Consider the following 14240-nt stretch of genomic DNA (forward strand, 5'->3'; position numbering starts at 1 on the left):
TCAACGCATGTTGCAGAAGCTCAACAAGCATTTCCAACACTACATACAGATATTATGTCTGGATTAGATGCTGCTAATAATATGATGGATTCTGCTAATAAAATTGCGAGTTATAAAATTGATGTGCCTGCGGCATCCAAAAACATAGGGAATATGGATGGACTAAGAAACACGTTACGTGATTTTGGTGTGCCACCTGAAAAAATGAAGGAGTATTTGGAAGAAGAAAAACGTTCTGCTCAACAAACTTCATTCCTGCTTGATATTACTCCTGGATTTGGAGAACTAAAACAAGGTATCCAGCTCTTTACGGGCGAGGATATGTTTACTCATGAAAAATATGGTCCAAGTGAATTTGTAACAGGAACGCTTGCTGCAGTTACTGGCGGTACAACAAAAATAATTGGCCGTACATTTGGTAAACTTGGCGATCTTGAGAAAAATGCACAGAAACTAGGCAAGGTTTCAAAAGGTGCTCAATCGGGTGAAATTGTTCTTGATAAAGTCAAAACCTATGAACAAGCTAGAAATCAAGCAATGGATCTTTTAGGGAATTTAGGTAGCGACTCTATTCCAATGGTTGGAACAATGAAAAAAAGTGCAGGATATGGTAAAGTAATTGGAAGACAAACTGCTGATAAAAAAGCAAGATGGCGATTAGATTATGATCCTGAAAAAGGTCTACATATGAATGTAGACGATTTTAGAAACGGTAAAGGAAGTAAATCTACTAAATATGCAATTCCAATAGAAGGTGATGAAGAGTTATTTAAATCACTATTAAAACATTTAAACAAGTAAGGTGATAAATATAATGGCAACTTTGTTAGACGAATGTATCGAGGCATTAGGAGAAAATATAGTAGTTTTTGAAGGTGAAGAGAGAGAAAAAATCTTAGATAGCTTTGAAAACTCATTTCCAATTACAAGTTGGGCCAGAATTGATTGGGATAAATTCAGTGATTTCCAAAATATCGTTTATTTGGATGATATAGAAGCATATCTAAATAAACAATACGGTTTAGACTCTTATATCATTTATATTATTTGGGATGAAGCATCCTTACCAATCATAAAAACGAATTTACATCAAATACTACAGGTAATTGATGATGTTACAGCAGTAAGTTTTGATACTTGGCTCTATTCTCCAAATCTAGGATATGCAATAGAGTTTTATCATGAAGGTGAAGTACGTATTGGTAATAAGAAAGAGATTTTAGAATAAGGAGTGAATGAAAAAAGTAGGGGCTTCCCCTACTTTTTTTATGTGAACTTTAATAAGGTTTTCAACCCTATCTATAATAATGATCATTTCTCCCATTTATAAGTACGGGTTAATGAGGCAGCTAACTATCAGTGTTTTTAGAACTGTCGATATTCTTATGTTGCTTTTAAAATAGCTACGGTATTTTGTGAACTGTACCCTATAAAATGGGCAGTTTAATAAAAAAGCTCTAAAAAATCAAGCACTTAAAAGATGGTTCCGATATTCGATCGGGGGCCATCTTTTTTAATGTCCACTGATAACGATTATAATTATACTCTTCTATATAATCCTTTATGTTGAGCTCAAGGGATTCAAAGGTTTGACAATCTTTGTAATCTAATTTATCTATCATATGACCAAAAATGGACTAATTAATAGTGTTTCAACGCATGTTGCAGAAGCTCAACAAGCATTTCCAACACTACATACAGATATTATGTCTGGATTAGATGCTGCTAATAATATGATGGATTCTGCTAATAAAATTTCAAGCTACAAAATAGATACGTCTAATGTTGTTAAAAATGTTGGTAATATGGATGGTTTAACAACCCGTCTTAAGGATTTTGGTGTACCACCTGAAAAAATGAAAGAATATCTGGAAGAGCAGAAACGTACTAATGAGCTTGGATCCATGTCACTTGATTTCTTTCCAATTGTAGGACAAATCAAACAAGGGTTACAACTCATTAACGGAAGAGAATTTTTCACAGAGAGAGAATATGGTCCAGATGATTATGTTTGGGGAACTGTTTCTACACTAGTAGGTGGGTCTCCTAAAGTTGTTGGCCGTGTGTTTGGTAAATATGGAGAACTAGAACAAAAAGCGAAGGATTTAGGGAAAGTATCAAAGGTAACAGAAGAAATTGGATGGAGTATGCCAAGAGGTGGCGGCGTCATTGATGGGCGTAAGTATACTGAACATGCGCTTGAAAGAATGGCGCCTGATACAATTCAGGTTCGAGCAGAACTTACAAAGCGTGCACGTGAAAGAGCTGAAAGGAATGGTTACACATTCGGATCAAAAGAATACATGGAGGAATTAAAAAAAGTTGATCCACGTGGTGTAACACCAAGTGTAGTAGAAGAAACAATTAAGCATGCTACTAAACAACCTGGAAATAAACCTGGTCTATGGCAATACGATGGGAAAGATGTTAGAGTCGTATTGAATGATAATGGCGATGTTGTATCCGTTGTACCTAATAAATCGTGAATATTATAAATAAAGTGGATTGAGCCCATTCACGTAAGGAGTTGTTAAATTGAATATACAATATGATGAATATGAATTATTAGAAATATTCGAGAGTGAACCAGAAGATTATTTTATTCCAGGTGCAGGTGCATATAGATATAATAAAATAGATAAATTAGGCTTTGAATTAGTAATGATTATGTGTTATTACGAGGAAACTGTTGAATTAAATTTGTATTATAAAAATAAACGCATCTTTGAAACCAAGATGCATTCGGCGAAACGAATCTATACCCGTAATGACTCATTATATGTCCAAGGTGGCGTAGAAAACAAAACAATCGAAGTAAAATTCAAACCACATTTTACAGTTACAATAAATGAGTTTTAAAAACTCGAAATTAATGATCGTAAATATTCTGCGCATGCTTTAGAAAGCATGGCTCCGGATACAATACAAGTTCGAGCTGAATTAGAGGCACATGCCAAAAGTAGAGGGCTTGTACGTAGTACACAGAAATTTAAAGAATTTGTTAATCCTAGAGGTATCACAACTTCTGTAGTAGATTTTCTGTGCCTTTCCATTGGAAAATCAAGACTGATATAAAAAATGAGTAGAAAAAACAAGGCTCTTACTTCGTGGATACCGCTACAAAGTAAGAGCCTTGTTTCATTATATTTGTTCATACAGTTTTCCTTGTAGTCTTCTGTTTTCATCCTTCAATCGCTTATTCTTTATCAATTTTTCGAACAGGTTGCTCCCAAAAGTTTTTTATACAAAATAACATCAAAAAATACGTCTTGAACAAGTATTAAAAAAGAAAGCTGAAGGGCAAGTATATCCTTTTGGAGTCTTTTTAAGAGAAAATGATACAATGAAGATAATATTAGGAAATTATGGGGATGATTACGTTGCTTACTTTGATAAAATTTGTAGTTAGTTATGCTGCAAGTCTGTTTGCTTTTATTTTTGGGTGGTTCTTAATTTCATATATTTTTAATCCTAGCTTTATTCACCCGGACGTTTTACATGGATTCATAAAAACTATCGTCACTTATGGTAGTATACCAGCTCTCATAGCTTGTTTACTTGGGGAAGTTTTATATAGGAAAATTAAACGATGTCGAGAGTTTCAATTTGGAATTCCTTTATTTATAGGACTAGCATTTATCTATACACTTATACCATTTCTTTTTCTTTTTACTTTTACTTTTTCACATTTCTTTGACTTCGCTGCACCTGTCATTATGGGGTCCTTAGCGTTTTATTTAGTGCGTAGAAAAATATAATTATAATAGATATGTCTGAATCACTAGTTTCAAAAATCCTTCACGCAATGATGATTGCATGAAGGATTTTGATGTTTTCTTATTTTTTTGTCTCGTTGATCCATGTAATAATGTCCTGGATGACGTACTCGGGAACATTAGCAGGGATTTCGTATTCACTAGGAAGACTTAATTCACCGCCACCTTCCATGAAGAAATGATTCAATTTCGGGTATTTTTTGAACTGAACATTTCCGCGGTTTGAAAGTCCTTCTTGCCATTTTGTATATTCATCTTTTACTGTTACTTGGTAATCGCGTGCTCCTTGCAGAATGAGTAAAGGCTCTTTTCGTAATTTTGCCTCTTCAACTGGACGCCACCTAGAAACATCATACATAAAATGAGGTGACCCAAAATTGTAGTCAGCTGGAGGATGGTCAGGATTGAAAGTAGGATCCTGAATAAAAGCAACCTGTCTTTTTAGTTCAGTGATTTCTTCCTTTGACGCCCCAAGGTATTCATACTGATCAATGGCAATGTCAGTCAAAGGGCGTGCAGGTGGTGCGAGTAAGATACTTCCTCGGACAAGTGAGGAAGGCGCTTTGCTCAGTATACGTGGCATTGTACCAGCTCCTAGACTATGTCCAAGAATGAAAATATTATTTGGATCAATGCCTTCCTGCTGCGCTGCTGATTTTGCTGCAAATATAGCATCATCTGTAGTATCACGGTCTAACGTAACAGGTTCTGTACTCATCTTTAATGCGTGTTCTAAGGTGCGTTTTTCATAGCGCAACACTGCAATTCCGTTGGATGAAAGGCCCACCGCAATGTCTCGTAAGATTTTTGTTCCCATATATGTGCTATCGCGATCATGGATGCCAGCACCATGAACAAGAACAACTACGGGCAGTTTTTCACCACGCTTATGTTTCGGAACTGTTAATGTCGCTGGTAACGGATAGGTAGAATTTCCAATGACGATTTCACGTTCTTGATAGGAGTCAGGTTGATCATAGCTAGGATGCGGGATGGTATAAGATTCCTCGGGTGGCCTTTCTCCAATTTCATCTACTTTCCCGCCAGGTGTGAATTTAAGGAGTAGCGGTATGGTAGTTCCTTCGGTATCTGTTGGAATTTCCACCGTCTGATGGACCAAGTTTCGTTTTTTTATCACGGGGATTCCCATGCTTTTTATCCCGCTCCAACCACTTTGTGTCCACCAGTTTTGTAATGTGGTTGCTGTAAACTTGGATTGAAAAGTAGTAGACGTCAACTGTAGTGCCTCTGCATACTTACCTTGCTGGAGATATTCAAAAAATAATGATGTACGCTCCGTTAAAGAGACTAGTTTCTTTTCAGCAGATTGTTCCTCGCTTGTATCTGCGTGAATAGTTGTTGTAAGCGAGAAAGATGAAATGCCTAAAGAAAAGAGTAGGATAAAGGTAAGTGCTAATCTTTGTATTTTCTTTTTTTTAATCATGTTTTAACCTCCAATATGTGATGGCAAAAAACAAGTATGGTAATTAGAATTCTGGTGCGAAAACTTCAAAATATTTGCAAGCAATCTCCAAAACTTGGACATACTAATATTATTATTCTAAAAAAATGTAGATTTCTTCTCTTGTTACATGCATATTAATCGCAGAAATAATCTTTTCTCCTTCACTTTCTATTTTGATTATAGGAAACAAAGCTCTCGTTTTTCTTACTTGATACTTACAAATTCCTTAAGCAGGGGATATTTTAAAATCTTAGCTTGATGGATATGTGACGGTACTCCTATGTTAAGAGATAGCTTAAGGACCGAGGATTATATTGTTTTTATAAAGAGTTGATGTTATGTTTGTTTTGTAACATATGGTGTTTTATGTATGTAGGAGGATTTATTGAAGAAATTATTAATATTGTTTTTATTAGCTACATTTTGTCTACAGATTACAGGATGTTCTAATAATATGGGTGCACTAAGGGAGAAGTCTAAAACTTCAACACTTGTGAAGTCTAAACGCATCAACAAAGGGTGGTACAAACATATGTAATAGTTTGTATCACCCTTTGTTGATGATAGAAGTTATAAGGCAAAATTAATTAGGTTGATAGTAGATATTTTCCATAAAGAAAAGACACCCATATCAGAGTGTCCTTTCTAATAGTTTTTTAGCAGAAGCAACTGCATCCGATAATGATTAATAGTATAAAGAGTACAACAAGTAAAGCAAATCCGCCAGCAAAACCACAGCCTTCTCCGCAACTACCACCATAGCCCATAATAGTTTCTCCTTTAGGTAAGAGGATAAAACTAAGGTTCATTCGTGTATTTTAACGGGTTCACTTTACCTTATGTTTTTAAGAATGAATGGAGCAGGTTCTTTTTTATTTTATCGAAAGTAAACTTTTAGCCAGTAGTTTATTTTCATACTATTGATTTTTATGCGTATTTGGTGAAAAATCAAGGAGCTGCAAAAAAATACTATACCGAAATTTAGTTCGGTATAGTAACGTGCATATAAAAGATCCCACTTTGCTATATCCCCAAAAAGAGTCATAAAAATCTATGTTTTTTTAATTCAGTTGCAAACTACAAAACTTCTTTTTAAAGAAATGTATGTACATACAAATTATATTTTATTCCATAACTCTCTAACTTTTGTTCACGATAGTCTGATATTGAAAAAATATAATATTTGGTACGACATCACTTTGTTTTTTTATAAAGTTTTGTAATTAAACTATAATATTGTATTTTTTTTGTATTATTGAAATTAGTAATAATAAAATGTATTATTGAAAAGCACAATTTATAATTCAAGTAATCAGGACTATGCGTCTATTATAATTCGAACATTCAGAAATTATAATATTGTCTAAAAATGAGGTGAGATTCATAGAAACAGTAAATATTAAATGGTATGGAATGTATAGTATAAATGATTTTTATAATAGGGAAGAAGCTTCTAAGAAGGGGATATTTGCAATCTCTAGAGTATGTGCTAAGAATGTAACATTGCTATATATAGGACAAACCAAAAGAAGCTTTATACAAAAGATAAGGGAACTTAATAAGGAGTGGCCTTTCGATGAGAGCGAATTAAAGATTACATTAGGAATAATAGAATTTCCTAGTGGTGAAATTTACTCTGAAAAGAAGGTAAAAGAGATAAAATCCCTTTTGATTTTACGACATACCCCATTAGAAAACGAAACATCTTTATTATACTATAGAGGGAAATTTAATTTAAAAATTATAAATAAGGGAAGAAGAGGTTTAATTGTTAAAAAGCTTTCTACAGGAGATCTAATGTGGACATAATCGGAATCACCTTTGAATAAAATTGAAGGTTTCTTAAGTGCGGAAGCTTATCAATTTTTAATGTATTAAACTATTTTGAATGACATATGTCAGATGCTTGAAAAAAATAAATTTTATTATGATATGAGATCCTGTAGGAAAGTGTAGTTTATTTCTATTATTTAATAAAATATTAAGAAAATTATAGAGATAATACATAAAGAGTAGAGGAGAAAGTAAACGCGGAGGTTTGAAGAATGGGACAAGTAAGTAGATTTCAAGAAAAACAACAGAATCGTCGTCAAAAGGCAATTTTTAATATTGCATTTACTTTAATATTAGTGACAGTTGGTATAGTGACATACCAGTTATTTACCGCTTCTAATACATCAAAGAAAGCAATTGCTCAAGAAAAGAAAGCAACAAAGATAGAAGAGAAGAAAACTGAAGATAAAGAAACAGCAAAGATAGAAGAGAAGAAAACTGAAGATAAAGAAACAGCAAAGATAGAAGAGAAGAAAACTGAAGATAAAGAAGCAGCACAGCTAGAAGAGAAATCAAAAGCAGAAAAATCGGTAAAAACAAACGGAAATGAAAATAATGAGGAAGAAAAAGCGGCATCTCAAGAAAAGGGTTCTCAAACTAATCCTTCTTGGAAGCCAATTGGTACCGAGCAAGGAGCAAAACCTGAAATGAAATTTAAAGAAGGAACAGTAGATTGGAGTGAGATGAAAAAAGCAATTTCTTATGCTGTTGATGTTCCAGAGAGCCAATTGATTTTCGATTTTATTGGGAATAATGGTAATAATAAAGCCTACGGTAATGTACGAGATAAGCAAAATAATAAAAAATATAAGGTTAATATTGATTGGGTAGAAAATCAGGGGTGGAAACCAGCATCTGTTCAGGTGGTAAGATAAATAATAGAAATGTAATGATGTAAATCAGCTGTCCATATGGGCAGCTGATTATTTTTTTGCTTAGCTTATTTTAAAAAAAACGCTGGTGGTACCTCGTTGAGAAATATGAATCAAATCTATATTTTGTTTTATTTACCTCACTATTTTATCCATAACTTCTTTATATTTATGATAGTAATTAGTTTCAAATAAATATGGGGATAGTTGGACTAAACAAAATGTTCCTTATAAGTAGTAAGTATCTTTTGCGATTTTAATTTATAATTATTTATAAAAAAGAAAAGACACCCTAAGGTGCCTTCCTTCGACTTGAACCATCTTAATTTTAATAATATATTGGACTCCCATCCAAATATTATTTTACCATGTTAAGTTATTTTATTCATTGAGAAATATGTTTTAAATCTATATTTTTAAAAAATATATAGATTTGAACAATATGTATACGAGCCGCATATCAAAAAAAAGACACTCTCAAGAGTGCCTCTCCTTAGCAGCCGAATCCGCCGCCCCAACAGCTAGCGCCAACGATGATTAATAAGATGAAGAGCACAACAAGTAAGGCAAATCCGCCGCCGAAACCACAGCCTCCACCACAACTACCGCCATAGCCCATATTAACTCCTCCTTCCATAAAGACCATTTATTAATGGATTTAATTTAATTTATGTTTTTAAGGATGAATGGAGCAGGTCCTTAAAAAAATAAAAGGATTTTGGAAGTTAAAAAGAGTTGACGACCTTATTTTTGTCACCGGTATTTTGTCTTCTACATATTGTATTTTATTCTGTGTATTGGGGGAAGGAGGATCTTATGGCTAATTCTGAGATGATTTTACGTTTACTTACGGATTTAAAGATTGAACAACAATTGTTGAAAGAACAGTTAGAAAAAATGCAAACAGCTGTGACTATTCTTGAAGAAAAATCAGTGACGCTTAAAGAAAAACCAGCGACTCTTAAAGAAAAAACAATGACTCCTGAAGAAAAACCATCTGTTACAAAGCAAAGAGCTTTTTCTGGACGCCCAACATCTTTTCGTGATTGGAGAGCATCTAGTCAAAAAAATTAGGGAATGTTATGTGAAATGATAAGTAAAAAAGTACAGTCTGCTGTAGAAAAGACTGTACTTTTTTATGTCAGTAGAGAATGTTAAGGTAGACGTATTTATTTGGCCTATTCCACTTTTAATTGGAGTTCTTTATCTAACTTATCATTATTAATTTTTAAAGTTAATCCTTGCGTGTTTTTCGGTACATCAAATACAATGTTTCCTTCCGAACTTTCATTAGGATTAACAATATTAAATTTGAATGTGGAGATATTTGCAGCTTTAAGTACTGACTGATATTCATTGGAAATGTGATATTCTCTTCCAAATCCATCAATTAATTTAAAGTTGTTGATATCTAGTGTAATGGGTTCTTCTTTGTGATTATAAACTGCGATATCTAATACTTTAAAGACACCTTGTGCTTTAACTTCTCCAGTCCCTAGAACATCTAATGACTCGGCAGATCCCATTGACATGTATACATCAGAGGAATCTACATTGGTAGGAAGTTCTTTTTGCGGATCCTTGCTGCTAAGTTTGTCATTCTCTGTTTTTTTAGAAGTCGCCTGCTCATTTTTCGCAGGCGCATCATGTGAGCTGCAAGCTGATACTCCAAACAAGAATGTGCTACATAATAATGATGCTAATAACTTTTTGTTCATCGTTTGTTTCTTCCTTCCAAAATAGAAGCACTTTTAATGAGTGCTATATATATTTGCCTTTATATGTATTACATTTTATATCTTATTATATTAATTTTGGAAGGAAAAGGGAAAGTGTTGTACATTTCTCTGATTCGAATTATTTATCTGTCTAAAAGTTGAAATTAAAATGAACCCCATAAATGATAAACCATTCCACTAACAAAAAACACTAATCCTAAAAATAAAACAATTAAAGCAAGAATTCCATTTTTATTATGTTCCATAAAATAAGCTCCTTTTTCATTTACTTACATACAAAAAGCCTTTAGTCGTAATTATGGCTAAAGGCCTTAATCTTCATACTTTGTAGTTTATAAAAAAGTTGCACTTCTGTATTAATCTGGAATATGATTGTTTAAAGAGAAGGTGATGAGTACATGCAGGAAACAAAACAATTCCCGCTTATATCTGGAAATCCCTCATTAGATTTAGTAAATACAGAGCTAGTTAGGCGTGGACAACGTTATGATTTATTAATAACAGAGGAAGATGTATTAGAATGGCTACATGTAATAAAGGTTAATCTTCCTTTTTGGAATGAGAAAACACTTATAGGAATTCAGAAGCGAATGGATCAAGTTACATCTAGCATATTAGAGGTAAGAGAAGTATTGAGAAAACAGTTTGAGGCAATTGCTGATCAGCAAGAAATTTCTAATGATTTTATTACGTATTTAGAAAAACAAATTGAGAAGGCACCATTTACATATAAAATCATTGAACAGCAGCTAGTATCTATCCCAGTTGGAGAAATCGAGGATGTACTCGCATCGTTAATTGCATTTGACGCTTTAACGTTAATAGCAGAAAATAAGCTTATTTCCCTTAAAAGGTGTTCAAATCCTGACTGTGTTTTATTATTTATAGATAAGAGTGGAAAACGAAAATGGTGTTCTATGAAAATATGTGGGAACCGGAAAAAGGTAGCAAAATTTCAGGATCGAAAATTTGAAGAAGTTTAGAGAATCAACTTATAATAGTTGATTCTTTTTTTGTATTTTAAAACTAACCCCTTAAATTAATATTTACAGGTTAGTTATGTCGAGTTATAATTGTTGGTAAATAAAGGAGGAGAACGATGGATAATATAACAGCAACTAAGCAGAAAGATCCTCAACCAATAAGTGTACGATATTTTACAAAAATGAAAGGGAAAGGAAGAAGCCCATTACAAGTAAATGTAAAGGACTCTTTAACGGGACTACTAGGGGGATTTTTAACAATTCTTACCTTAACATATTTAACGAGCATAACCTCTACAGAATTATTAATGGCTCCATTTGGGGCGAGTTGTGTATTGGCGTTTGGAGTTTGGAATGCGCCATTATCTCAGCCGCGTAATATTATTGGAGGACATTTGATTTCAACTTTCATCGGTCTATCAATATATCATTTGTTTGGGAATGAATATTGGACAATTGCTTTAGCGGTGGGGATGGCAATAGCCGTTATGATGTTAACGAGAACGACGCACCCTCCAGCAGGCGCCGATCCGATTATCGTTATTTTAGGGGCAAATAGTTGGAGTTATTTAGTAACACCAGTTTTAATTGGCTCCGTTGTTATTGTAGTTATTGCTTTATTCCTTAATAATATGAGTAGTAAAAGAAGCTATCCAACTTTTTGGGTGTAGTTTGTGAAGTGAAAAATAATTTAAGTGAGTATTCTATTCTTACTATGTTTTCATTTCACATACATTTTAGTTTACAAAGAAAAGACACCCATATAAGAGTGTCTTTTCCGATAGTTTTTTAGCAGAAGCAAGAAGCTCCAACGATGATTAATAAAATAAACAATACAACTAATAGTGCAAATCCTCCAGCAAAACCGCAGCCTTCGCCGCAACTACCACCAAATCCCATAATAGTTCCTCCTTTAATAAGAGGGGAAAACAAAGGGTCACTCGTGTTTTTTAACGGATTCCATTTACTTTATGTTTTGAAGTATAAACATGAGCGGGTCCTTTTGAAAATAAAAAAGACACCTTGAGGTGCCTTTTGTCCAATGTCATTTCATTAATATTCGTTAGCATAAAATTCTTTTATTAGCTTTATTTCATTTGTATCTGGGTTAAATTTAAATATTTTAATTTGATTAGATTCGTCTTTGTATGCAAATGTATTATCGCCAACTTGGGTCATATTGCTCGTGTTTACGATAGGTTCACTACCGTGATCAGTGATTTCCACAGTTTTCTCACGATCCCAGAATGCAATGACAACAATCAAAATGATAAGACATACACGTATAAAACGTAATTCTCTTGCAACAGGATGTTCCATCTGTTAGTCTCCTTTATTGTTTGATAGATTCTGTTTATAAAAGAGATAATTCCTAGGAATAGAATATAAATAAAAAAGACACTTTAAAAAGTGTCTTTTTTATTTTAGTTATGCGCATTACTTAATAAGACGCTAGTTCCTCAGTCTGGCTATGAGTAACTATGTAGGGTAACTCCATTATAACATTTTAACCAGTAATGGGTCTATATGGAATTTAGTTGATTTTAATTTTGATGATTCATAACTATTTGTTAAGTATTTAGATGAAGGAACTAAGCTTGTTTTAGAAGAGTATTTAGATGAGCTGGATATAGATGCTATGTCTTATACATTGGTCTTGCGGCAATACAACTGGAGAAAGGGGAGGTTTGCATTAATCGAGCGAGGGGCAAATCGTGGGCTTTGGGAAGAAGCTGATGTAGAAGATTATGAAGAGAGAAAGAAAGTTTTACATACATTTAAAGCACAGCTGATAAAGTGTAGAGTTATATTTCCCTTTACACGAACATAACGGTATAATATAGTTAAGTTAAGTAAACTTAACTATTAAGTGAAATGAAATAAAAGCATGGAGGATGCTATGACTAGAACGTATAAAGAAGTAATTAATGAAATGAATCGAGCCTATACGGAACTCTATATTTTACTATTTCAAGATTTAAAGGATGAGTTCGGTCTTACTGGGCAGCAAGAGAGCATGTTATTTCATATTCATTTAAATGAAAACACGACAGCAAATAACATTGCGAGTACGTTTAATATAACGAAAAGTGCTGTGAGCCAAGTTTTATCGAAATTGGAAAAACAACAGATGATTTCAAAACAAGTAAACCCTAATAATAAAAGGGAGTATTTTCTTACACTTGGTCCAAAAGGTAGTAAGTATATAGAGCGGTTGTCTGAGTTAGATGATGTATTAATTGAGAAATACTTTTCCAAAATCGATATAAATGCCCTAGAGCAAATGACCGATACGTTAACGAAAATAAATAAAGTGATATTGGAAGAAAAGCAGAAGGATATTGATTGTAATGAGTAAGACCCGAGATGGAGCAATTAGTAGAAAGGAGGGGAAGCATGTGATGAGTTACATACCGAATATGATTACGATAGCAAATTTTGTGTGTGGACTTTTGGCTATTCACGCTGTTTTCGTTCACGATATGTATGGTGCAGTTATGTTCATTATTACAGGTATGGTCTTTGATCTGTTTGATGGCATGGTCGCTCGGAAATTGGATTCTGTTTCGGAAATAGGCGGAGAGCTAGACTCATTTGCGGATTTAGTTACTTTTGGTGTGGCACCGTCTATTCTTGCATATAGTGCTTCGTTAAAAGATTTACAGTCTATCGGGATGATATGTGCCCTCGCGTATAGTATTTGTGGAATGCTTCGGCTTGCGAGGTTTAACACACGGCAAAGCAAACTCCCAACATTCATCGGAATGCCCATTCCATTTGCGGCGATGTGTATCCTCATTTTATGCCGCCTAAATAATCCAGTTTCCGTGGCATTTGGTACATGCGTACTCGCTTATTTAATGGTGAGCAAAATCAAATTTCCTCATTTTAAAAAAGATATAGCTGAAAGCTTGAAGCCTGAAAGATTGGATTGATGATACGGAACTACAATGAGAAAGATAAAGGAGAATAACATGATTCGTATGGCACTAAGATCGTTCAACATACAAATGTATTGTTTGCTAGGCGTAATGTTATTGGGATGGTTGATGACACCTTTTTCAGCCCAGTTTGTAGGGATAAGTATTGGCCTTTTGGTGAGTATGTACTGCGCCTGGATTTTAGGAAGGCGTATTGAAAAGTTCGGAGATAGCATTGTAAAAAAAGAAAAAGCACCGATGCTCGGAATGATGAATCGGTTCGCAGCCGCAATACTAGGTGCGATTATTATGTATGAAATAGAACACCATGAATTCATGTGGACATTTGCTGCTGGAATCATGGGGGGATATTTCTTGGTTATTATTAATTTGGGGTATTACAGTATGAGGGATGCGGAGGAATAAAGAAAAGACACCCTAAGGTGCCTTCCTTCGACTTGAACCATTTTCATTTAATACGAATCTATCCGTATTACCCCTTTGTTATAAATGTAAACACACCCTATAAAACAGAATCATCTATATACACCAGATTGTTAGTTCATAAAATACAAGAAATTTGAGATTAGTATCGGAGTAACGCCACATCCCCTAAAATGATTGATATGTTACGCCTATCAAAAGAATCTG

The 14240-nt window shown here is 33.9% G+C and carries 20 protein-coding genes and 2 pseudogenes; 15 read left to right on the top strand and 7 right to left on the bottom strand.

Annotated features, from left to right (window positions below; genetic code table 11):
- Together DOS87_RS04970 and DOS87_RS04975 are read left to right on the top strand one after the other, a co-directional pair.
- The coding region (locus DOS87_RS04970) for a pre-toxin TG domain-containing protein (RefSeq protein WP_257145944.1) at positions 1-801 on the top strand (801 nt) is incomplete at its 5' end.
- A gap of 13 nt (positions 802-814) precedes the next feature.
- Positions 815-1228 carry a CDI toxin immunity protein gene (locus DOS87_RS04975; protein WP_000212599.1) on the top strand — a complete coding sequence of 138 codons (414 nt, stop codon included), beginning with the start codon at positions 815-817 and terminating at the stop codon, positions 1226-1228.
- Between the two features lie 229 nt (positions 1229-1457).
- Here DOS87_RS04975 and DOS87_RS30585 read toward each other — a convergent pair whose 3' ends face one another.
- Positions 1458-1622, bottom strand: a complete 165-nt coding sequence (locus DOS87_RS30585; protein ID WP_139213188.1) for an IS3 family transposase — start codon at positions 1620-1622, stop codon at positions 1458-1460.
- On the opposite strand from DOS87_RS30585, the gene DOS87_RS04985 reads away from it, so the two are divergent.
- From DOS87_RS04985 to DOS87_RS04995, 4 genes and pseudogenes are all read left to right on the top strand, one after another.
- Positions 1623-2486, top strand: coding sequence for a hypothetical protein (locus DOS87_RS04985; RefSeq protein WP_000164570.1), 864 nt, complete (start codon positions 1623-1625; stop codon positions 2484-2486).
- 49 nt (positions 2487-2535) lie between these two features.
- Positions 2536-2859 (top strand): hypothetical protein, encoded by a 324-nt coding sequence (locus DOS87_RS04990; RefSeq protein ID WP_001025898.1) that lies wholly within the window; start codon positions 2536-2538, stop codon positions 2857-2859.
- Between the two features lie 331 nt (positions 2860-3190).
- Positions 3191-3346, top strand: a pseudogene (locus DOS87_RS29865) (N-acetyltransferase); the annotation flags it as partial.
- Between the two features lie 25 nt (positions 3347-3371).
- Complete coding sequence (locus DOS87_RS04995; protein WP_025988997.1) at positions 3372-3758, top strand: hypothetical protein; 387 nt, start codon at positions 3372-3374, stop codon at positions 3756-3758.
- Positions 3759-3837: 79 nt separating this feature from the next.
- Here the strand turns inward: DOS87_RS04995 and DOS87_RS05000 are convergent, their stop codons facing one another.
- Together DOS87_RS05000 and DOS87_RS05005 are read right to left on the bottom strand one after the other, a co-directional pair.
- Complete coding sequence (locus DOS87_RS05000; protein ID WP_098578203.1) at positions 3838-5220, bottom strand: alpha/beta hydrolase family protein; 1383 nt, start codon at positions 5218-5220, stop codon at positions 3838-3840.
- 677 nt (positions 5221-5897) lie between these two features.
- A complete protein-coding gene (locus tag DOS87_RS05005; protein ID WP_000540371.1) occupies positions 5898-6008 on the bottom strand; it encodes a YjcZ family sporulation protein in 111 nt (36 codons plus the stop codon).
- A 607-nt stretch (positions 6009-6615) separates the two neighbouring features.
- Here DOS87_RS05005 and DOS87_RS05010 point away from each other — a divergent pair.
- Both DOS87_RS05010 and DOS87_RS05015 read left to right on the top strand, forming a co-directional pair.
- Positions 6616-7050 (top strand): hypothetical protein, encoded by a 435-nt coding sequence (locus DOS87_RS05010; protein WP_002162905.1) that lies wholly within the window; start codon positions 6616-6618, stop codon positions 7048-7050.
- Positions 7051-7286: 236 nt separating this feature from the next.
- Entirely contained in the window at positions 7287-7949 is a 663-nt protein-coding gene (locus tag DOS87_RS05015; RefSeq protein WP_043333439.1) for a YrrS family protein, read from the top strand.
- Between the two features lie 490 nt (positions 7950-8439).
- Here the strand turns inward: DOS87_RS05015 and DOS87_RS05020 are convergent, their stop codons facing one another.
- Entirely contained in the window at positions 8440-8565 is a 126-nt protein-coding gene (locus DOS87_RS05020; RefSeq protein WP_000540377.1) for a YjcZ family sporulation protein, read from the bottom strand.
- Positions 8566-8762: 197 nt separating this feature from the next.
- Between DOS87_RS05020 and DOS87_RS05025 the strand changes: the two genes are divergently transcribed.
- Entirely contained in the window at positions 8763-9020 is a 258-nt protein-coding gene (locus tag DOS87_RS05025; protein ID WP_000013694.1) for a hypothetical protein, read from the top strand.
- Between the two features lie 104 nt (positions 9021-9124).
- Here the strand turns inward: DOS87_RS05025 and DOS87_RS05030 are convergent, their stop codons facing one another.
- Complete coding sequence (locus DOS87_RS05030; protein WP_098578202.1) at positions 9125-9664, bottom strand: DUF4352 domain-containing protein; 540 nt, start codon at positions 9662-9664, stop codon at positions 9125-9127.
- A gap of 419 nt (positions 9665-10083) precedes the next feature.
- Here DOS87_RS05030 and DOS87_RS05035 point away from each other — a divergent pair, with 419 nt between their 5' ends.
- On the top strand, positions 10084-10668 hold the full coding sequence (locus tag DOS87_RS05035; RefSeq protein ID WP_079245138.1) for a CGNR zinc finger domain-containing protein: 585 nt from the start codon (positions 10084-10086) through the stop codon (positions 10666-10668).
- Between the two features lie 116 nt (positions 10669-10784).
- The gene (locus tag DOS87_RS05040) at positions 10785-11339 is read left to right on the top strand and encodes an HPP family protein (protein ID WP_000368845.1); all 555 of its coding nucleotides are present in this window, start codon (positions 10785-10787) and stop codon (positions 11337-11339) included.
- 118 nt (positions 11340-11457) lie between these two features.
- Here DOS87_RS05040 and DOS87_RS05045 read toward each other — a convergent pair whose 3' ends face one another.
- Both DOS87_RS05045 and DOS87_RS05050 read right to left on the bottom strand, forming a co-directional pair.
- Positions 11458-11568 carry a YjcZ family sporulation protein gene (locus tag DOS87_RS05045; protein WP_000505669.1) on the bottom strand — a complete coding sequence of 37 codons (111 nt, stop codon included), beginning with the start codon at positions 11566-11568 and terminating at the stop codon, positions 11458-11460.
- A gap of 153 nt (positions 11569-11721) precedes the next feature.
- Positions 11722-11988 carry a YmzC family protein gene (locus DOS87_RS05050; RefSeq protein WP_000400972.1) on the bottom strand — a complete coding sequence of 89 codons (267 nt, stop codon included), beginning with the start codon at positions 11986-11988 and terminating at the stop codon, positions 11722-11724.
- A gap of 247 nt (positions 11989-12235) precedes the next feature.
- Here DOS87_RS05050 and DOS87_RS05055 point away from each other — a divergent pair.
- The 4 genes and pseudogenes from DOS87_RS05055 to DOS87_RS05070 all read left to right on the top strand — a co-directional run.
- Positions 12236-12499 (top strand): annotated as a pseudogene (locus tag DOS87_RS05055) (hypothetical protein); the annotation flags it as partial.
- Between the two features lie 69 nt (positions 12500-12568).
- Positions 12569-13027 carry a MarR family winged helix-turn-helix transcriptional regulator gene (locus DOS87_RS05060; protein WP_000198951.1) on the top strand — a complete coding sequence of 153 codons (459 nt, stop codon included), beginning with the start codon at positions 12569-12571 and terminating at the stop codon, positions 13025-13027.
- Entirely contained in the window at positions 13020-13604 is a 585-nt protein-coding gene (gene pssA, locus DOS87_RS05065; RefSeq protein WP_142330516.1) for a CDP-diacylglycerol--serine O-phosphatidyltransferase, read from the top strand. Before DOS87_RS05060 ends, pssA begins: the two co-directional genes overlap by 8 nt.
- A 39-nt stretch (positions 13605-13643) precedes the next feature.
- The gene (locus tag DOS87_RS05070) at positions 13644-14015 is read left to right on the top strand and encodes an ATP synthase subunit I (RefSeq protein ID WP_086396963.1); all 372 of its coding nucleotides are present in this window, start codon (positions 13644-13646) and stop codon (positions 14013-14015) included.
- Positions 14016-14240: the final 225 nt, after the last annotated feature.

It is taken from the genome of Bacillus sp. CR71 (assembly GCF_003429245.1).
Classification (GTDB): Bacteria; Bacillota; Bacilli; order Bacillales; family Bacillaceae_G; genus Bacillus_A; species Bacillus_A thuringiensis_S.